Origin of the sequence: Pseudarthrobacter raffinosi (assembly GCF_023913735.1) — a bacterium.
Taxonomy (GTDB): Bacteria; Actinomycetota; Actinomycetes; order Actinomycetales; family Micrococcaceae; genus Arthrobacter; species Arthrobacter raffinosi.
The window spans coordinates 196,092-216,023 of the sequence record NZ_JAMXBH010000001.1; the positions used below are offsets into that span (position 1 = coordinate 196,092).

At 67.0% G+C, this 19,932-nt stretch carries 15 protein-coding genes and 1 pseudogene; 11 read left to right on the forward strand and 5 right to left on the reverse strand.

Going from position 1 to position 19,932, the window contains the following annotated elements; translation table 11 throughout:
* Positions 1–5: 5 nt before the first annotated feature.
* A complete protein-coding gene (locus tag NG698_RS00910) occupies positions 6–704 on the reverse strand; it encodes a TIGR03089 family protein (RefSeq protein ID WP_252607816.1) in 699 nt (232 codons plus the stop codon).
* A gap of 411 nt (positions 705–1,115) precedes the next feature.
* On the opposite strand from NG698_RS00910, the gene NG698_RS00915 reads away from it, so the two are divergent.
* Genes NG698_RS00915 through NG698_RS00925 form a run of 3 tightly spaced genes read left to right on the forward strand, consistent with a single transcriptional unit; the run spans position 1,116 to position 6,608 of the window.
* Positions 1,116–1,661, forward strand: a complete 546-nt coding sequence (locus NG698_RS00915; protein ID WP_252607817.1) for a WhiB family transcriptional regulator — start codon at positions 1,116–1,118, stop codon at positions 1,659–1,661.
* Between the two features lie 29 nt (positions 1,662–1,690).
* Positions 1,691–5,023: a glycosyltransferase family 2 protein gene (locus tag NG698_RS00920; protein WP_252601020.1), complete on the forward strand. Its 3,333-nt coding sequence runs from the start codon at positions 1,691–1,693 to the stop codon at positions 5,021–5,023.
* Positions 5,016–6,608 (forward strand): DUF5719 family protein, encoded by a 1,593-nt coding sequence (locus tag NG698_RS00925; RefSeq protein WP_252601021.1) that lies wholly within the window; start codon positions 5,016–5,018, stop codon positions 6,606–6,608. The genes NG698_RS00920 and NG698_RS00925 overlap by 8 nt, the downstream gene beginning before the upstream one ends.
* A 19-nt stretch (positions 6,609–6,627) precedes the next feature.
* On the opposite strand, the gene NG698_RS00930 is transcribed toward NG698_RS00925, so the two are convergent.
* Positions 6,628–7,143 carry a metallopeptidase family protein gene (locus NG698_RS00930; RefSeq protein ID WP_058929637.1) on the reverse strand — a complete coding sequence of 172 codons (516 nt, stop codon included), beginning with the start codon at positions 7,141–7,143 and terminating at the stop codon, positions 6,628–6,630.
* A 120-nt stretch (positions 7,144–7,263) separates the two neighbouring features.
* On the opposite strand from NG698_RS00930, the gene NG698_RS00935 reads away from it, so the two are divergent.
* The 4 genes from NG698_RS00935 to NG698_RS00950 all read left to right on the forward strand — a co-directional run bounded on the left by NG698_RS00935 (position 7,264) and on the right by NG698_RS00950 (position 10,877).
* Positions 7,264–7,653, forward strand: coding sequence for a DUF3499 domain-containing protein (locus NG698_RS00935; RefSeq protein WP_058929636.1), 390 nt, complete (start codon positions 7,264–7,266; stop codon positions 7,651–7,653).
* 78 nt (positions 7,654–7,731) lie between these two features.
* Positions 7,732–8,001 carry a Trm112 family protein gene (locus NG698_RS00940; RefSeq protein WP_104061004.1) on the forward strand — a complete coding sequence of 90 codons (270 nt, stop codon included), beginning with the start codon at positions 7,732–7,734 and terminating at the stop codon, positions 7,999–8,001.
* Between the two features lie 95 nt (positions 8,002–8,096).
* The gene (gene ahcY, locus NG698_RS00945; protein ID WP_248761945.1) at positions 8,097–9,575 is read left to right on the forward strand and encodes an adenosylhomocysteinase; all 1,479 of its coding nucleotides are present in this window, start codon (positions 8,097–8,099) and stop codon (positions 9,573–9,575) included.
* A gap of 63 nt (positions 9,576–9,638) precedes the next feature.
* Complete coding sequence (locus tag NG698_RS00950; protein WP_252607818.1) at positions 9,639–10,877, forward strand: L,D-transpeptidase; 1,239 nt, start codon at positions 9,639–9,641, stop codon at positions 10,875–10,877.
* Between the two features lie 36 nt (positions 10,878–10,913).
* Here NG698_RS00950 and NG698_RS00955 read toward each other — a convergent pair whose 3' ends face one another.
* Positions 10,914–11,714, reverse strand: a complete 801-nt coding sequence (locus tag NG698_RS00955; RefSeq protein ID WP_252607819.1) for an RDD family protein — start codon at positions 11,712–11,714, stop codon at positions 10,914–10,916.
* Positions 11,715–11,782: 68 nt separating this feature from the next.
* Here NG698_RS00955 and NG698_RS00960 point away from each other — a divergent pair, with 68 nt between their 5' ends.
* Both NG698_RS00960 and NG698_RS00965 read left to right on the forward strand, forming a co-directional pair.
* On the forward strand, positions 11,783–12,775 hold the full coding sequence (locus NG698_RS00960; RefSeq protein WP_252601030.1) for a stage II sporulation protein M: 993 nt from the start codon (positions 11,783–11,785) through the stop codon (positions 12,773–12,775).
* 123 nt (positions 12,776–12,898) lie between these two features.
* Positions 12,899–13,996 (forward strand): TIGR01906 family membrane protein, encoded by a 1,098-nt coding sequence (locus tag NG698_RS00965; RefSeq protein ID WP_252607820.1) that lies wholly within the window; start codon positions 12,899–12,901, stop codon positions 13,994–13,996.
* A gap of 47 nt (positions 13,997–14,043) precedes the next feature.
* Here NG698_RS00965 and NG698_RS00970 read toward each other — a convergent pair.
* Both NG698_RS00970 and NG698_RS00975 read right to left on the reverse strand, forming a co-directional pair.
* Positions 14,044–15,461 (reverse strand): annotated as a pseudogene (locus NG698_RS00970) (AMP-dependent synthetase/ligase); the annotation flags it as partial.
* Positions 15,462–15,527: 66 nt separating this feature from the next.
* The gene (locus NG698_RS00975; protein WP_374209889.1) at positions 15,528–17,210 is read right to left on the reverse strand and encodes a dolichyl-phosphate-mannose--protein mannosyltransferase; all 1,683 of its coding nucleotides are present in this window, start codon (positions 17,208–17,210) and stop codon (positions 15,528–15,530) included.
* 46 nt (positions 17,211–17,256) lie between these two features.
* Between NG698_RS00975 and rsmI the strand changes: the two genes are divergently transcribed.
* Positions 17,257–18,216: a 16S rRNA (cytidine(1402)-2'-O)-methyltransferase gene (gene rsmI / locus NG698_RS00980; protein WP_252607821.1), complete on the forward strand. Its 960-nt coding sequence runs from the start codon at positions 17,257–17,259 to the stop codon at positions 18,214–18,216.
* Positions 18,217–18,389: 173 nt separating this feature from the next.
* Positions 18,390–19,889, forward strand: coding sequence for an NAD-dependent succinate-semialdehyde dehydrogenase (locus NG698_RS00985; RefSeq protein WP_056348055.1), 1,500 nt, complete (start codon positions 18,390–18,392; stop codon positions 19,887–19,889).
* The last annotated feature ends 43 nt before the right edge of the window (positions 19,890–19,932 follow it).

Below are 19,932 nucleotides of genomic sequence, written 5' to 3' on the forward strand. Positions count from 1 at the left end.
GAAAGCTACTTGCCGTGGATGCGTTCTGCGGCCAGCAGCTTGTCCGTCAGCTCCACATCGGCGTGAGCCAGCACCACTGAACCACCGTTGTGCCACGCGCCAAGTGAGTTCGCCAGCGCCGGCTCCAGCCCTTCAGAGGCCGGGACCAGAAGCCTGACGCCTTCCTCATGCGGCGCCGCAAAACCAGTGATCAGGCTTTCGTGGATGTGCCGCTGGCCTCCGCCAGCCCGAATGGCACAGCCGGCCGCCGAAGGGTCCGTGTGCGCCATAAAGACGTCACCATGGGAGCGCACCTCGGCGGCGTAGTCGATGACTCCGGCAGGCAGGTCACCAGGCCACCGCATCGCCAGGGCTGGCAGCGCGACGGCGATAACGGCGTCGTGCTGCCCCTCAACGGTTCCGGGCCTGTCGGTGACCATGAGCTCCGCCTCCCCGCCGCCCAGGACTGTTTCCATGCCCAGCTGCCAGGCGGCCAGTGCCCAGATCATTGACTTCCAGTGGGCTGGCAGGTCAAGAGTCAGTCGCATGCCGGGCTCGGCGTCAAGTTCGTCCTGCAGCAGATTGCTGGTTTTTGCCACCCAGTTGTCCAGCACACGACCGGAGAGTTCCACGCGCTCGGAGTCCGGGCCGTACCAGGTCAGGCGGGGCGACGTGGCGTGGCCGGAACGCAGGGAGGTCATCAGATCTATCGCCGGGATGCTCATGGCTTTATCTTGTCACGGACCCGGTGGGGCGTCCTTGGCAGGGATGCCGCGCACCGAGTCCCTAAGGGTCCTGGTCGGGTCCGGCCGGGCTGTGATGTTACTCACAGGAGTTTGTCATCTTATTTGTCTAATTCGGGCTGCGCCTGTATTTTTTGGCCGCTATTCAGCGGAAACGGGACCTTTTGGCCGCCGATGCGGACTGCCGGGCCTCCGCGCGCCGGACCTTCGGAAAACTCCCGGGCGTGGCGTGACCGGGATTGGCCCGGAAAGTTGATTATTATCCGTCCACGGCTTGACTCCCCACTAGTTACACGCGTGTAATTAGATATCGAAAGTCACTGCATAAATACGGACACGCAACCGAGTGTCCAAGTATTCAGGCAAGGGCTGCAACATTTGGGGAGGGTCGCCGTGGGGCAAGCAGAGCGTATCCATGAAGATGCCGTCGTCGCCGGACTGGCAACGGCAAAATACCGCGCACGGGGGGTGCCGAGCGACTGGTTCGTCGATCCCGCGGATCCCGACGCCGCGGACCGTTACAATCGCAATACCAAAGACCCTCTCCAGGACCAGGCCACAGCCTTCCTGGCGGCGCACGAAGCACTCCTTGACGGCGGACACGACCAGGACGATGACGACCTGGATCCGCCCATGGAACTGCGCACCCCGGCACAGGGAACAAGTTCCCAGCCGGTGTGGATCGGACTGCCGTTCAGGCAGGACTTCGACGACGAAGGTGAACTCGGCTGGCAGACTGATGCATTGTGCGCGCAAACGGATCCGGAAGCCTTCTTCCCGGAGAAGGGCGGATCCACGCGCGACGCCAAGAAGGTCTGCGGTGCATGCAATGTGCGGTCGCAGTGCCTGGAATACGCGTTGGCAAACGACGAACGGTTTGGCATTTGGGGTGGCCTTTCCGAGCGTGAGCGCCGGCGGCTAAGGAAGCGAGCAATCTAATTCTTCAGGAAGTACATGTCACTGCCGTTGTGGTGTCCCACAACGGCAGTGCCTATCTCCCCAGAACCCTGGCTGCCCTCGCGGACCAGACCCGGCCCGCGGACTCCCTCATCGGAGTGGACACCGGATCCCGCGACGACTCCGCCGTCCTCCTGGAACGGGCCTTCGGCGCAACCAATGTGAGCACCTTTCCGCCCGGCAAGAGCGGCATGGGCGGCGCCGTGCGCGCCGGGCTCAACAAGCACACGCCCTGGGAAGGCCAGTCCCAGCGCGCCGCCACAGAGTGGGTCTGGCTGCTGCACGACGATGCGGCCCCGGCCCCGGAGGCGCTGGCCGAACTCCTCAGTGCGGTGGAGCGCGCACCATCCGTGACCGTGGCCGGCTGCAAGCAACTGGACTGGCACTCGGAACGCCGGCTGATCGACGTCGGACTCTCCACCAGCCGCTGGGCCGAGCGGCTTACCCTGATCGATGCCGACGAACTGGACCAGGGCCAGTACAACGGCCGCACCGACGCGTTTGCGGTGAACTCGGCCGGCATGCTGGTCCGCCGTGATATCTGGGAACTCCTGAAGGGCTTCGACCCCGCACTGCCGGGCACCGGCGACGACGTCGACTTCTGCTGGCGCAACCGCCTCGCCGGGCACCGCGTGGTGGTAGTTCCCACTGCACGGATGTTCCACGTGGCCCACCGGCCGCATGCCCAGGGAAACGCTTCCGCGGCGCGAAAAGCCCAGGTCCATCTGCGCCTCAAGCACGCCCCGCTGTGGAAGGTGCCTATCCATGCGGTCGGTGCGCTGCTTGGCAGCATGTTCAAACTCGTGCTCAGCATTGCGGTCAAGGATCCCGGGCACGGTTTCTCCCAGCTTGTGGCCACATTCGCTGCCCTGGCCCGGCCCGGTGCCGTGGCAAAGGCCCGCCGGACCGCGGCAAACAGCCGGCGGATCCGGCGGTCCGTCATCAAGAAGCTGCAGACGCCACGGCGTGAAGTCTGGAACCACCGCCGCTCCCTGATGGAAGCCCTGGGCGCCGACAACTCCACGGCCGATGGCCTTGTCCATGACCCCCTGGCGGACCAGCCCACGGGGGACTCATCGGATGACTTCGCTGCCCTGACCACCACCGAACGGGGATGGGTGGGGACAGGCGCCATCGCCGCCATCATCATCGCGTCCGCAGCTTCCCTCACAGCGCTCAGCGGGATGTTCCGGGCCGACGCTGTTTCCGGTGGAGGCCTCATTCCGGTGTCCTCCACCCTTGGCGAAATCTGGCACCACGCCTCCAGCTGGTGGATCAGCCTGGGGGCAGGGCTTCCGGGCAAGGGCGACCCCTTCGGCTATGTGCTGTGGATCCTTGGCCTGCTCGGCGGGGGAGACGCCAACGCGGCCATGGCCTGGCTCCTGCTGCTCGCCGCCCCGCTTTCCGGCCTGACCGCATGGTTTGCGGCCGGGGGCCTGACCATCCGGCGCCGCTTCCGCCTCGTTGCCGCACTCTTCTGGGCGGCCGCTCCTGCCTTGCAGATAGCACTGAACCAGGGCCGGGCCGGTGCCTTGGTGGCCCACATCATGATCCCGCTGCTCGTCCTGGCACTCCTGCGTGCCACCGGGTCCGCTGTGGGCCACGGACGGTTCATTGTCCCGTCCCCGGGTGACGGGCGTTTCACCGAAAAACCACCCGCACGGCCTGGGATCAACGGCATGCCGTCCTGGACTGCTGCCGCCGCCGCAGGGTTGACGCTGGGTGTTGTGACCGCGTCGGCGCCTTCACTGCTAGTCCCGGCCGTTGTGGTTATTGTGCTCTGCGGGCTGATGCTTGGCCGTCGTGGCCGCACCGTGTGGTGGGCTCTTTTGCCCAGCGCCGCGCTCTTTCTTCCCTTCGGGCTGTCCGTTATCGACCGGCCGCGGGCATTGCTGGCAGACCCCGGTGTTCCGCTGGGATTCGAGGCGGCCCCGCTGTGGCAGCAGTTCCTGGGCCAGCCGCTGCTGTTCTCCGCCGACGGTGGCCTGTCCGGCCTTCCGTTCTTCAGCGGCCAGGCGATCCCATGGGCACTCGTGCTCGCATTTCTGCTGGCCGTTCCCGTCCTGCTGCTTGCCGTTGCCGCCCTGTTCCTCCCGGGTATGCGCAGCAGGACAGCACGTGTTCTCTGGGTGGCGGCTCTGGTGATCTTCGCCGGTGGCCGGCTCGCGGGGCACGTTGCCACCGGCGCAACTGCCGACACCCTCGTGACCCCGTTCACCGGACCAGCCGTCTCCGCCGCAGGGTTCGCCCTGCTCGGAGCCGCCCTGATTGGTGCCGAGCGTTTGCTTGATGCCGCGGACCGGGCAGCCTCGCCCAGTATTCGGCGCAACGTGGCCCTTCGCTCCGCGACGGCCCTTGCCATGGTGGTGCTGCTGGCCGGTCCGCTGGCCGGCATGGCGGTGTGGTCGGCCCAGAACCTGCTACGTTCCTCAGCCGTTGCACTCCCGGCCGACGTGCCGGCAGGGCCCGCGCTGGGAACGCCACGGCTGGTGCAGCCAGGCAGCGCCAGGACGCTTCCCGCCACCGCCATAGACCGTGGCACCGGGCCGGAGCAGACACGCACGCTGCTGATCGGCACCCAGGAGAACGGCTCCTTTGACGCGGCCCTGATGCGTGGCGCCGGGACCACCCTGGACAGCTTGTCAACGATTGCCGCCGCCCGGAACATCCTGGGCGCGCCCGGCCAGGAGACGGTCAGGGAGGACGACGACGTCACGGCGTCCATCCGCAGCGTGGTGGCCACGCTGGTGGCCGGCCAAGGCGTGGACCCCCGTCCCGAGCTCGAGCGCCTTGGTGCCGGATTCGTGGTGCTGCGCTCGGCAGATACCGCCGCCCAGCTCACGGCCAGCAGGATGGACGCAGTTCCGGGGCTCGTTGCCGTCGGCCAGACGGATGTCGGCTGGCTCTGGCGGATTACGCCGCTGAACCAGCCGGTACTGCAGCCCGCCGACGTTGCCCATCGCGTCAGGATCGTGGACGGCACCGGCGCCACTGTGGCACTGGTGCCCTCCAAATACGACGACGTCGACACCCCCGTCGCCGAGGGACCGGAGGGGCGGCTGGTGGTGCTCGCCGAACGGGCTGACCCGGGCTGGAGCGCCTGGTTCGACGGGCGGAAGCTCACTGCCACAACATCCGGCTCGGCCCAGGCCTTTACCTTGCCTGCCACCGCCGGCCAGCTGACCATCCGCTACGACACCCCGTGGGCCCTCTGGTCCGGAATCGCACAGATCACGGTGATAGGACTCACTGTGATGCTCGCCATTCCCATGCCCGCGCGCCGGCCCAACACAGGGCTCTCGAGGGACGAGGGATCTTTGCGTAAGGAACATCAGAATGCATAAGGACGCAGCCCGCAGGACCCCTCGCAAGCAGATGCTGGCAGGCCTGGTCTCGGCCGTGGCGATTGTGGCCACAGCCGGCGCGGGACTCGCAGCCTCCTCGGTCGCCCCGCAGCCGGCGGGGAGCCGCAGCATCCCGGCCGTGCTGGCTGCAGTTCCCGCAGGCGCCAGCACGGGGGTATGTCCTGGCCCGGCCCGCCTGCTCGAAGGAACAGAGGCGGGCACCGACCCCCAGTTCAGCCCCGAATCCGCGACCGCCAAGAGCGCTGTCACGGGCGCCGTCCTGAGCGCCCCCGGCGGTGTCCTCCCCGGCAGCAGGCTCGCCGCCCTTGACGGGACGCCCGCCGTCGAGATCGCCAAGGACGGCAGCCAGCCCGGCCAGGGGACAGGTCCCCAGGACCTGACCGCCGGCGTCGTCGCCGGGCACAGCGTGGATGATGCCAGCTTCCTGAGCGCCGACGCCCAGGCAGGCCAGAAGCCCTCAGCCGCCGGGCTTATGAGATTCACCGCCACCGACGGTGACTTGCAGGGCTCGGCGGCTGCCAATTGCCAGCCGCCCGCCAACGACCTCTGGCTGTCCGGTGCCAGCACCACCGTGGGCCGCACCTCCCTTCTTGTCCTCAGCAACGCCTCAAGCACACCTGCCACCGTCAGCCTGGAGCTCTTCGGCAGCAAGGGTCAGATCCGGGCCCCGGGCAGCAGGGGGCTGCTGGTCGCGCCGGGAGGTACCCGCTCAATCGTGCTGGCTGGCCTGGCCCCTGGTGAAGCCCAGCTCACCGTCCATGTCCGGAGCGCCGGCGGTCCGGTGGCCGCGTCTATCCAGCAGAGTGTCCTGAGGGGACTGACGCCCGGCGGCGTCGACTTCATTGCTCCGGGCGCCGCACCTGCCGCACGGCAGGTCATGACCGGAGTGGACATCCAAGACGCCGGCGCGATCTCCGCATTGACGGGAAACAGCGGCTTCAACGACGCCGGCCCCGCGCTGGCCATCACGGTTCCGGGACCGTCGGACGCGGTAGTGGAGGTCAAGCTCTTCGGCCGGGACGGCCAGAAAGCCCTCCCCGGCGGCGGCGTTGTCACGGCAAAAGCCGGGTCCGTCACCGAGATTTCCCTGGCTGGCGTCCCCGCCGGCCACTACACGGTGTCCACCAGTTCGGACGTGTCATTTGTGGCCGCAACCCGCGTCACCCGGGGCGTCACGAACGAGAAGGCCTCGGACGTCGCCTGGGCTGCCTCCGGTGTCCGGCTGGGAAGCCAGCATGTGGTGCCCGTGCCCCATGGCGGTGACCGAACCCTCGTGTTCGGCGTCCTCGAGAACCGGGCCACGGTCTCCTACGCTGCCATCACCGCGGACGGCAAGATCCGCGCGGCCGCCACTGCCGACGTCGCCGGCGGCACCACAACGTCCATCAAGGTCCCCGAGAAGGTGGACGAGTCGGTAGTGGTGGCGTACGTTGTCTCCGCGTCAGGTGACGCTGCCTACGGCGCGCTGCTCCTGCAGCAGGACGGCCGGGACGACATCTCCACGGTCGCCTTCACGCCGGCGGCTTCAGGGCAGGAAAAGGTGCCGGTCTCCCTGGGGTACTGACAGGACAGTACCGGCGGCGTCAGTACCGGCGGCGGTAGACCGGATCCAGGGTTTCCGGCGCTACGCCGAGCATTTCGGCGGTGTGTTCCACGACGACGTCGTGCACCAGGTCCTGGAGTTCCTCCCGGCTGGCGCAACCCTGCTCAACTACCCGGCGGTACAGGGTGATCACCGGGCCTTCCTCTGCCGTGGCGGGAGTGTAGGCGCCCATGGGAGGCGGTGCGGCGTCGGCCACCAGTTGCTCCAGCTGCGGGGGTATTTCGTCGACGGCAAACCGGACGCCGTCGAGCGTTTTGCCCCAGATGTCGTGGAGCCGCTGCGCGGAATCCAGCACCATGTCGTCAAAGCGGTCCGACCGTGTCCTGTAACCGGGGTGCGTTGGCAACACCAGCTCCCCGCGCAGGCCGCGACCGTGGCGGTTCCGGCGGCGCATCGCAAAGCTTCGGCCGGGCGAACCCGAACCCGTTTCTGCGGCGCGGTCATCCGGGTCAGCCAAACGGACCGTAAAAGCTGAATCATGGTTCGATGACTGCATACCTTGACTGTAAACCCGGGCGCAGAATTACGCGACATAACCCCGGTTTTCGCGCCAAGGCGCGGCGCCGATTCGGCAAATACTCCGAACAAGTTGGGATACGGAGTAGTCTGTGATGTCGTGGGAGCTATCCGTCAATGTTCAAGGTCAGCCTGCCGTCAGTCGGCGGTGGCAACTTTGACGTACGTCTATGCCGACTCCACCGCCGTCCTGGGTCCGCTTGCCACCTACGCCGAGCCGCATTGTTACGATTTGTGCGAGCAGCACGCCGGGTCGCTGACGGTGCCCCGCGGCTGGGAAGTGCTTCGCTTGGCGATGCCCACAAGCCCGCAGCAGCCCGGACCGGACGACCTCCTGGCCCTCGCCAACGCGGTCCGCGAAGCAGCGGCCCAGCCGCCCAAGTCGCAGACCACGCCGGGTCAGCGTGGCTCGCATTCAGCGCTGGAGGCCCCGGCCGGCACCGAAGGTGTCCGCCGGGGGCATCTGCGCGTCCTGCGCGAACCTTCCTGAGGCGGATCTGGCGGTAGGCTGGAACCTGCTAATCAGTCAGCCAACGGCGCGAACGCGCCCCTGTCGGGAGCACCAATCATGCCAAAGATCAGTCCTGAACTGTTGTCCGTCCTCCGCTGTCCCGTGACCGGATCGCCCCTTGTCCAGGAAGGCGAAGAGCTTGTGTCGACGGCGGCGGGAGATTCGGGCGTGAAGCTGCGCTACCCGATCGAGGACGGTATCCCGCTGCTGCTGCCGCCGGAACTTCTCCAGGCCGCCACGGCTGCCGGCTCGGACCAGCACGATCACGCCGTCCGGCCGGCCACGGACCCAAGCCCCGCCACGGACAAAACCGCAGCTACTGCCTAGGCAACGCCTGGACAACACGTACCACCACCAGCGGTCGACTTTCGCGCAGAGGCTTCAACGCCGTCGCCGCCGTCGGACAAAAGCAAAGGAACCCCATGACATTTGACTACAAGGTAGCCGACATCTCGCTGGCCGAAGCCGGCCGCCACCAGATCCGCCTGGCCGAGCACGAGATGCCAGGCCTGATGTCACTCCGCAAGGAGTTCGGACCCACCCAGCCGCTGAAGGGCGCCCGGATCGCCGGATCCCTTCACATGACGGTCCAGACTGCCGTCCTGATCGAAACCCTCACGGCCCTCGGTGCCGAGGTCCGCTGGGCCTCCTGCAACATCTTTTCCACCCAGGACGATGCCGCTGCAGCCGTCGTGGTGGGCACGGGAACGGTCGAGGACCCGCAGGGTGTCCCGGTGTTCGCCTGGAAGGGCGAGACGCTGGAGGAATACTGGTGGACTGCACAGCAGATCCTGGCCTGGCCCGGCGCGGACACCGATCCGGAGCTCGGCCCGAACATGATCCTGGACGACGGCGGCGACGCCACCATGCTGGTCCACAAGGGCGTTGAGTTCGAAGCTGCCGGCGCTGTACCGGCGGCAGGCGAAGACGAGTCCGAGGAAGGCAGGATCTTCCTGGACGTGCTGCGCGCCTCGCTGCAGGAAGACCCGCAGCGGTGGACCCGGATCGGGGCCAGCCTGCGCGGCGTCACCGAGGAAACCACCACCGGCGTGCACCGCCTCTACCAGCTGGCTGAACAGGGCAAGCTGCTGTTCCCGGCCATCAACGTCAACGACTCGGTCACCAAGAGCAAGTTCGACAACAAGTACGGCATCCGCCATTCGCTGCCTGACGGCATCAACCGCGCCACCGACGTGCTGATGGGCGGCAAGGTGGCCGTCGTCTGCGGTTATGGCGACGTCGGCAAGGGAGCCGCAGAGGCATTCCGCGGCCAGGGTTCCCGCGTCATCGTCACAGAGATCGACCCCATCTGTGCCCTCCAGGCAGCCATGGACGGCTACCAGGTGGCCAAGCTGGAGTCGGTGCTGAGCCAAGGCCACATCTTCATCACCACCACAGGGAACAAGGACGTCATCCTGGCCGAACACATGGCCGGCATGCGTGACAAAGCCATCGTGGGCAACATCGGCCACTTCGATAACGAGATCGACATGGCCGGTCTGGCGCGGATCCCCGGCATTAAGAAGGTGGAGATCAAGCCGCAGGTGCATGAGTGGGTGCTCGACGCCGGGACCGCCGAAGAGCGCTCCATCATCGTCCTGTCCGAGGGACGCCTGTTGAATCTGGGCAACGCCACCGGCCACCCGTCCTTTGTGATGAGCAACTCATTCGCCAACCAGACCATCGCCCAGATCGAGCTGTGGACCAAGCGGGACCAGCCCGAAGGCGAACGCGAATACAGCAACCAGGTCTATGTCCTGCCTAAGATCCTGGACGAAAAGGTTGCCCGCCTGCACCTCGACGCCCTCGACGTGGAGCTTACGGAACTCTCCAAGGAACAGGCCGACTACCTGGACCTGGACATCGCCGGACCGTACAAGCCCGAGCACTATCGTTACTGACGTGTGATGCCCCGGGTGCAGACCACGCCCGGGGCTGTTATGTCCAAGCATTAAGATCGGACTATGGAACCTGTTGTTAAGCCACGCCGGCGGGGGACCGCCAAGAAAATTCTCTTGGTGGCAGCCGTGTGTGTCCTTGCCGCAACGGGCGGCGTCTTCGCCGCCGTCGCGCCGGGTTTTGCGCGCGGTGGCCTGGAGTCCGAAGCCAGCTCGGCAGTCCGGTCCGTGCCGGGCGTCGCATCGCCCGTGGTGGCCCCGGTCAAGGTGGACGTCACGCCAGCCAACGCCGCAAACCAGGTGAACCCGGCAATGCCGGTGTCGCTTAAGGTGGGCAACGGCAGGATCGAGAGCGTCACGCTGACCAGCACCGCCGGCGAAGTAGTCCACGGCACCTTTGCAGGGGACGGCAGCACCTGGACAGCGACAGACCCGCTGAAATTCAACACCGAGTACAGCTACTCGTATGTGGTCACTGACGGGGCGGGACGGGATACCAACACAACAAACTCGTTCAGTACGGTTTCGAGCACGCACGAGGCGGATGCTGCCATCTACCCGCTGGACGGGATGAAGGTTGGCGTGGGCCAGCCGCTGCAGGTCATCTTCAGCGAACCGGTGGTCAACCGGGATGCCGTGGAAATGGCCATCAAAATCACCTCCAGCGCAGGGCAGGCCGGGGCCTTCCACTGGTTCAGCGACACCATGGTCCGGTACCGCCCGGAAGCCTTCTGGGCGGCGAACTCCACCGTCACCATGGACATGCAGCTTTTCGGCGTGGACCTCGGCAACGGCCAGATTGCCAACTTCAACAAAAAGGTCACCGTGAATTTCGGTGACAAGCGGGTGGCTATCGCCGATGCCGCCGCACACACTTTCACGCTCAGCGTTAATGACCAGGTAGTGAAAACCCTCCCGGTCAGCATGGGCGATCAGCGCTTCCCGTCAGCGCGCGGCTACGCGGTTCTGATGGAAAAGAACCGCTATGACCGCTTCCGGGCGGCCAGCATCGGACTCAAGCCCGGCGATCCGGCCTACTACGGCGAAGTGGACGTGGAGTATGCCATCCGCCTCACCCTGAGCGGCGCCTTCATCCACCAGGCGCTGGAGTCCGCCTACCCCTTCATCGGCAACACGAACGTATCGCACGGCTGCATCGGATTCGCTCCCGACGGCGCCGCCTGGGTATTTGAGAACATGACCACCGGCGATGTGGTTCAGATCATCAACACCGAAGGCGACTACGCCGCCGTCGACGACGGCTATGGCGACTGGAACATCCCCTGGGCGGAGTACAACAACTAAGCACCGTTTGGCCCAGGACCAGGACGAGGTTCAGGCCTATGGCCCGAACGGCAGGCGGTCCAACCGCTCCGCCGTGGCCGCGTTCCGGCGCCGGGCCTGCTGCAGCCGCGCGAGTTCACGGTGACGGCGTTCGGCGGTGACGGCCGCCAGGTACTGGTCCGGGCTGGTTCCCGGGGGCGGCGGAGGGGCCACATGCCCGGCCAGTTCCGTGGCGATCGACGCTGCCATTCCGGCGGCGGACAGCGGTGACATGCGTCCGGCCTGCCGGATGAATTGGGCGGCCTGCCGTGCGGTCGCATCCGGGATCCGGCCGATGTCCGCAGCTGTGGCCCAGCCCTGAAGCTGTGGGGGAACAAAGACGCGGACCGGTACCTCTGCCGGCACGCGGCGGCGCAGCGCATACGTGCCGGCAAGGATGTCACCCAGCCGCTTGGAGCGGCTGTTGAAGAGGGCGACGCCGATGGCGAGGCCACCCAGGGTGAGGTAGATTTCCAGGAATCCAGTCAGCCCCCGGATCACGGCGTGGCGGAACCGGATGGCGCCGCCGTCGTCCCTGACCACACGCAGGCCGGTCGCCAGTTTTCCGAGCGAGAGCCCCCGGGCGAGGGTCTCCACGGCTACCGGGACAATCACGAAGCAGAAGACCACGCTCACCAGCGTCAGCGCCCGCATTGCTGCCTCGTCAAGGTCCTGGCCGGCGGCTGCGACGCCCAGCAGGATCAGGACCAGCAGGATGATGTTGAACAGGACATCCAGCAGCAGGCCAAGGGCACGGGCGGCGAAGGATGCGGGGCGCAGTTCCAGGACAACGGCCTCGCCGGTGATTATCGAACTCAAGCGGATACCCCAATCCCTGGTCAGCCATCCTGCGGACCTTCACAGTCTATGGCGGCTAGGCTGTTGCCGTGGATATGGATGCCTTCTCCGCCGCCAACGGGGACAAGTGGTCAAGGCTGCACCAGCTCGCCCATAAGCGGCGCCTCAGCGGCGAAGAGGCCGATGAACTGCTGCGCCTTTACCAGTCGACGTCGGCCCACCTTTCCTTCATCCGGTCGATTGCCCCGGAGAGCGGCCTGTCGGCTTCCTTGTCCGCCACCCTGGCCCAGGCCCGGACCCGTTTCACAGGCGCACGGTCCAACGTGATGGCGGACCTGGCCCGGTTCTTCGTGGCTGCCCTGCCGGCGGCTTTGTACCGCCTGCGGTGGCTGACGGTGGCCTGCGGCGCCGCATTTATCCTGGTTGCCGGCGCCTACGCGCTCTGGATCGGGACGTCCCCCGAGGCCCTGCGGTCCGTTGCCTCCGAGGCTGCGGTCCGGCAGTACGTCGAGAAAGACTTCATTGGCTACTATTCGGAAAATCCTGCGGCCTCGTTTGCGGGGGCCGTCTGGACCAACAATGCCTGGATCAGCGCGCAGGCGGTGGCCCTGGGCATCACCGGCTTCTGGGTACCCATGATCCTGTTCACGAACGCCCAGGGCGTCGGGATCGCCGCCGGAGTTTTCGCCGCCGTGGGCCGGCAGGATGTCTTTTACAGCTACATCCTGCCGCATGGCCTGATGGAACTGACGGCTGTTTTTATTGCCTGCGCGGCGGGCTTGAGGATCTTCTGGGCCATGGTGTCCCCGGGACCACGGACGCGGGGACGTGCCGTGGCGGACGAAGGCAGGTCGCTGATCACCGTGGCCCTGGGGTTGGTGCTGGTGCTGTTCGTTTCCGGATTAGTGGAAGGTTTTGTCACGCCCAGCCCGCTTCCGGTGTGGGCCAAGATCGGCATCGGCCTGGCGGTGCTGGCTGCCTACTGGGGCTACGTCCTGATATGGGGACGGCGGGCCTATGACGCCGGTGAACGCGGCGACTTGGTGGCTGGCGACGCTGGATACAGTGAAATCGCCGCATGAATCCGGGAGCGACGGGGTGGCTCCTCGCCCTTGTGGAGGAGCGGGCGGTAGGCTCGATATCAGATACACGGCGCTGCCCGGATCAGAGCCGGCGGCGTGGAACCCAACGGAAGTGACGCTGCTGTGAACGACAATTCGCCGACCCCTGCCAAACGCACGGAGCCGCAGCCGGATCCGGACCTGGATACTTCGTCGGACTCGGAAGAGCCGGCTTTTGCCTGGCTGAAAGACTCCGACTCCAGCACTCCCGACGTGTCCCCAGCACGTAGCGCCGGTGCCGGGCAGGGCGGTGTCACCCAGCCCGAAAGCCGCGCCGGCCGCAAAGCCGCGGAGGCCGCCGTCGAACCTCCCGCCGCGGTACCTTCCGTAGAAGAGTCGCTCCGCAAAGAACCGTCCGCCCAGGGCGCCACCCGAAACGGTGCCCACTTCAGCGAGCCGCTGCCCACGTCAGCGCTGCAGGTCCGTCCGCCGCAGGAGGAAGTGGAGCGCCGCAACGCGGAGCGCGAAAGCGCAGCCAACGCCAAGCCCGTGGCCCCGCGCATCTGGCAAGTCCTGCTGGCCCTTTTCTACCCGGTGATCCTGCTCGTGCTGGCCGTCCGTGCGGTCACCAGCCCGCTGTTCCTGTGGGCCGAGTACAACAGGCCCGGGTTCCCGGGCGACGGGTACGGGTTCAGCACCGACGACCGGATGACGTACGGTTCCTACGCGGTTGACTACCTCAGCAACTGGGCGGGGCCGCGGTATCTGGGTGATCTGGTCAATCGCAGTGGCGGGGACCTTTTCAAGGACGGCGAAGTCGGCCACATGGCGGACGTAAAAGTTGTCATCCTTTCCGCGTTTGGCGGGGGAGCACTCCTGATCGTCCTCAGCCTCGTGGCCATCGCCTACCTGCGCCGCCGCAGCACCGGCGGTGTGCGCCGCGGACTCTTCGCGGGATCCATTGTTGCGCTGGCGATCATTCTGGGCCTCGGCGCATTGGCCGTGCTCGGCTGGCAGCAGTTCTTCACCGAATTCCACCGGATCTTCTTCGCCAGCGGTTCCTGGACGTTTGCCCTTGAAGACACGCTGATCAGGCTGTTCCCGGGCCAGTTCTGGATCGATGCCGGTATTGTCATCGCCGCGCTGGTCCTCCTGGTGTCCCTGGTAACGCTCATCCTCACTTGGCCCACCCGCCGTCGTCGCGGCCTGGCCAAGGATGAGCCGATAGCCGCTGAGGCGTAGCCCCAAGCAACTGCACGTGCTCAGCCGTTTATTTTGGCGGGCAGGTTCTTGCGGCCGGTGATGGTCAGGAAGCCCTCCCGGTCCAGCTCGCCGAGGTCCCCGGTACGGAAGAACCCGTCCACAAAGGCCTCTGCGGTGGCCGCTTCGTTGGCGTGGTAACCCTTGAACACGCCGATCCCCTTGACCAGCACTTCGCCGTCCTCGGCCACCCGGATGGTGGTGCCCGGCAGGGGGACGCCCACGCTGCCCACCCTGGTCCGGGCGGGCGTGTTGGCCGTACAGGGGGCGGTTGTCTCGCTCAGCCCGTAGCCCTCAAGGACCGGGATCCCGGCGCCCCGGAAGAAGTGCGCGTCCTCAGGTGCCAGGGGGCCGGCCGCCGATACCGCGTAACGGACCCGGCCACCAAGGAGCTGGCGGAGCTTCGGGTACACCAGGCGGTCAAAGACGGCGTGCCGCGCCCGCAACGCCAGCCCTGGTCCGCTGCCCCCGCCGCGGGCGACGGTGTCCTGTGCCGTGGAGAAACGGACGGCGGCGGCTGACGCTGCCCTGAAGATCCCCGCGTTCCCGGACCCGGCAGCCTGGTGCGCGGCGTCCGCCCGGACCTTCTCGAAGATCCGGGGCACCGCCAGGAGGAACGTGGGTTTGAACGTGCCCAGATTCGCCCGCAGATCAGCAGGACGGCTGACGTGTCCCAGGGTGGCGCCCGCATGGAGGCACGCCACCTGGGCGGCGCGGGCGAGCACATTGGCCAGCGGCAGGAACATCAGGGTGCGCGCATTCTGCCCCTTGAGGATCTCCGGGAGAAAGGCGACGACGTTGACGGCCACGAGTGCAAAGTTGCCGTGGGTGATCACGCAGCCTTGGGCCGTCCGGTGGTGCCGGACGTGTAGGCCAGGGACGCGACGTCGTCCAGGCCCGCGGCGGAGCGGTGGCGTTCCAGCTCGGCGTCCGTGACGCCCATTCCGGCAGCCGAGAGGCTGGCGAGGTTCGGGGCGTCGTCGTCGTCATCCATCCTCACCACGGGGACCAGCCGGTCCTTGAGCAGGATGGAAGACTCCATGATGCCTGTAATAAGCGACACCTTGCCGCGGTCCTGCGCGAACACGCGGCGCGCGCCGGCGTCGTGCAGGATCCACTCCACCTGGCCGGGGGTTGAGGTCTCGTCGATGGGGACGCTCACGCCGCCGGCAAACCAGATGGCGAAGTCCACCAAGGCCCACTCGTAGCGGGTGGCGGACATGACGGCCACGGTGTCGCCGGGCTCCAGGCCGCCGGCGATCAGTCCTTTGGCGAGGGCACAGACATCGTGCAGGAATTTTTGCGCCGGAACGTCGGTCCAGCCGTTGGGGCCTTTGCGCGCGTAGAGGGCGTGGGCCGGGTTGGCGGCTTCCCGCTGGCGCAGGAGATCGGTGACATTGCTGCCGGGCTCCAGCTCCACCAGGAGGTTTGTGCTCGCTTCTCGCACGGGGGCGTCTCCGTTCCGCTGCCTCAACGCAGTTCGCGGCTGGTCAGGGTTTCATGCAATCCTGCCTTAGATCCAGGACGGCATCCACATCCGGTAGCGCCATTCCTGATAGGGGATGGTCTCCGCGGTCCACACCGGGTAGAAAAATGCGGACAACAGGACTGCCCCGGCGACGAAGAGTGCCACCAGGTAAACACCGGCCCGCCGGCGCCAGAGCGGGTCGGTGTCCCGGCCCAGGACGAGGCCCAGGCAATACACCAGCGCGAGCACCAGGAAGGGCTCAAAGGAGACGGCGTAAAAGAAAAACATGGTCCGCTCCGGGTACAGGAACCACGGCAGGTAGCCGGCGCCCACGCCCGCAAGGATCGCCCCTGCGCGCCAGTCCCGGCGCCCGGCCCACCAGAACAGCAGGACCACCAGCGAGATGGCCGCTCCCCACCAGATCATCGGGTTCCCCACCGAGAGAATGGCGGAGGCGCAGTTGGGCACGTCGCATCCCGGGGCGCCCTGCTCCGGCTTCTGGTAGAAGAACGACGTCGGCCGGCCCATCACCAGCCAACTCCAGGCGCTTGCCTCGTACGGGTGTTCGGAGCCCAGTCCCTGGTGGAACTTGTACGCCTCCAGATGGTAGTGCGCCAGCGAACGCAGGGAGTCCGGCAGCCAGCCCCACTCCGCTGAGGGGTTGCTCTGGGCCCACCTCCGGAAGTAGGCGCCCTCGGAACGGAACCAGCCCGTCCAGGTGGCGGTGTAGACCACCGCCGCAACCGGAACCATGCTGGCAAAGGCAGGCAGTCCATCCTTGATGATTCCGCCGCTGACCCAGCCGCGGATTCCCGCGACGCGCCGTGCGTTGAGGTCCCACAGGACCGTCAGCACGCCGAAGCCGGCGAGGAAAAACAGGCCCGACCATTTGGTGCCTATGGCGAGTCCCATGCACACGCCCGCGGCGAGACGCCACCAGCGGATCCCCAGCCACGGTCCCGCCAGCAGTTGGCTGGCTGCGGGCCGAGCGTTCCGGGACGCGGCCGCGAGCCGTCCGAGCCGTGCGGCCAGCCGCCGTCGTCCGTCATCGCGGTCCAGCAGCAAAGCCCCGAAGGCCGCCAGGAGCCAGAACATCAGGAAGATATCCAGGAGGGATGTCCGCGACATCACCAGGTGGTGGCCGTCGACGGCGAGCAGCAGGCCCGCGGCGGCAGCCAGCGGCACTGAGCGGAACAGTTTCAGTGCAATCAGCGTGAGCAGCAGGATGGACAGGGTTCCGGTCAGTGCGGCCGCGAACCGCCAGCCGAACGGATTATCGGCTCCGAAGAGCCACATGCCGCCGGCGATCATCCACTTGCCCACGGGCGGATGGACCACGTACTCGGGAGTGTCCAGGAGGATGGCCGGGTTGCCTGCGTTGAAGGAGTCGTTGGCCTTGTCCGGCCAGCCCCGTTCGTAGCCGCTGACCACGTAGGAGTAGGCGTCCTTGACGTAGTACGTTTCATCGAAGACCAGGCTGTGCGGCGTGTCCAGCCGGACAAAGCGGAGGACGCCGCCGATCACGGAGGTCAGGGCGGGCACCAGCCAGAACCAGAGACGCAGCGACGGCGGGTAATCCCGCCAGCTGCGCGTGCTGCCGTTCAGGCGCTCGCGGAGGGCTGTGGCAGAGAAGGCCTCCGCCGGACGGGCGATCCACGGGCCTCGTGCCGGCGCGATGGTCTGGACGGCCTCGGCAGGCCGCATGGAGGTCTGCGTCACGAGCCCCATGCTACCTTTTGCAGCTTGGGCCGCCGGCCAGCAGTACGCTGGGGGAGTGGACCCTAACCCCAGCACCTTCGCCGATTCCCGCCCCGCAGAACCTTCCATTGCCGCCGGGGAGGAGCCAGAGACAGAGGTTCACGTGGCAGCGGACCCGGCTGCAGCGGCACCCGTCGCCACGGGGCCGGGCCGGATTGTACTGGCGGCAACGCCCATCGGGAATACGGGAGACGCGTCGGCCCGCCTGATCGAGCTCCTGGGGACGGCGGACATCGTGGCCGCTGAAGACACCAGGCGCCTGCACCGCCTTGTCCAGAGCCTCGGAGTCACCGTCGCCGGGCGGGTCATCAGCTACCACGAGCACAACGAGGCCACCAAGACCGCGGAACTGCTGGAGCACGTCCGGTCCGGCAAAACCCTGGTCATGGTCACAGACGCCGGCATGCCTTCGGTCTCGGACCCGGGGTTTAGGCTGGTGGAAGGCGCTGTGGCAGCCGGACTCACCGTGACCGCCGTCCCTGGCCCGTCCGCGGTACTGACCGCCCTGGCACTGTCCGGTCTGCCCACCGACCGCTTCTGTTTTGAGGGATTCCTGCCCCGGAAAGCCGGCGAACGGGCCTCGCGGTTGGCGGACCTTTCGGCCGAACGCCGGACCATGGTGTTTTTTGAGGCCCCGCACCGGCTGGAATCGATGCTGCGGGCCCTGCGCGAGCGTTTCGGTGCCGAGCGGCGGATCGCCGTCTGCCGGGAACTGACCAAGACCTACGAGGAAGTTATCCGCGGGACGGTCGGGGAACTGTTGCTGTGGGCCGAAGGCAACGAGGTGCGCGGCGAGATTGCCGTGGTGCTGGGCGGCGCCCCTGAGCAGGCGCCGGGCACCCCCGAGGACCACGTGGCGGCCGTCAACGAGCTGGTGGCCCAGGGAATCCGGCTCAAGGAAGCCGTGGCCGCCGTAGCCGAGGACGTCCGCGTCAGCAAGCGGGAGCTGTACTCGGCGGTCCTCGCGGCACGCTGAGCGTACTAAAGGCCAGCTGTGCAGCTGCACAACGAAATCTCGCTTCAGCAGTGCGTCCAGGCGTAGACCCTCTGGCGGCCGCGGCAGTAGTGTGACAGTAAATCAGCCAACACGGCAGGCCGCCCAGGCCCTGCGCCAAGGCTGAACCAAACCTTACTGACGAGGGAGTCACCGTGACTGTCACCGCACAGCCAGCTGTTACCGCGGAGCGCGAAATCGCACTGCTGGCCTCTGTTCCCACCGGATTGCTGATCAACGGCGAATGGCGCCCGGCGGCGTCAGGCAAGACATTCGACGTCGAGGACCCCGCCACGGGCAAGGTGCTCCTCAGCATCGCTGACGCCGGCGCCGAAGACGGCAAAGCTGCTTTGGACGCGGCCGCCGCAGCGCAGGAATCGTGGGCGAAGGTCCCGGCCCGTGAACGCGGCGAAATCCTGCGCCGTGCCTTTGAGATGGTTACGGCGCGTGCCGAGGACTTCGCGCTGCTGATGACCATGGAAATGGGCAAACCGCTGGCCGAGGCCCGCGGCGAGGTCACCTATGGCGCCGAGTTCCTGCGCTGGTTCTCCGAGGAAGCCGTCCGCGCGTTTGGCCGCTACTCGGTCTCCCCGGACGGCAAGTCCCGCCTGCTGGTGACCAAGAAGCCGGTGGGCCCGTGCCTGCTGATCACGCCGTGGAACTTCCCGCTGGCCATGGCCACGCGCAAGATCGCCCCTGCCGTCGCGGCCGGCTGCACCATGGTGCTGAAGTCCGCCAACCTCACGCCGCTGACCTCGCAGCTGTTCGCCGCCGTCATGCAGGAGGCGGGACTGCCCGCCGGAGTCCTGAACGTCATTCCCACGTCCACGGCAGGCGCCACCACCGGTCCGCTGATCAAGGACCAGCGCTTGCGCAAACTCTCGTTCACGGGCTCCACCGAGGTGGGCCGGCGCCTGCTCGCCGACGCGTCCGAGACCGTCCTGCGGACCTCCATGGAACTCGGTGGCAACGCCCCGTTTGTGGTGTTCGAGGACGCGGACCTGGACGCCGCCGTCGCCGGTGCCATGCTGGCGAAGCTGCGGAACATGGGCGAAGCCTGCACCGCGGCGAACCGGTTCATCGTCCACGAGTCCGTCGCCGACGAATTCGCCCAGAAGTTCGCCGCGAAAATGGGTGAGATGACCACCGCCCGGGGCACCGAACCGGAGTCGAAAGTGGGTCCGCTGATCGATGCCAAGAGCCGGGATAAGGTTCATGAGCTGGTGTCCGATGCCGTGGCCTCCGGCGCCAAGGCCGTCCTGGGCGGCGCCCCGGCCGAGGGCCCGGGCTACTTCTACCCGCCCACCATCCTCACCGGCGTCACCGAAGGCACGCGGATCCTGTCCGAGGAAATCTTCGGCCCCGTCGCCCCGATCATCACCTTCGGCACCGAGGACGAAGCCGTCCGCCTGGCCAACAACACCGAATACGGTCTGGTGGCGTACGTCTTCACGCGCGACCTGAACCGCGGCATCCGGATGGGCGAACGGCTCGAGACCGGCATGCTCGGCCTGAACGCCGGTGTCATCTCCAATGCCGCCGCACCGTTCGGCGGCGTCAAGCAGTCCGGGCTGGGACGTGAAGGCGGCCTCGAAGGCATCGAGGAATACCTCTACACCCAGTACATCGGCATCGCGGACCCCTACGCCGGCTGAAAGGATTGACCTCCGGCTGACAGGATTATCCTCCGGTCAGCCG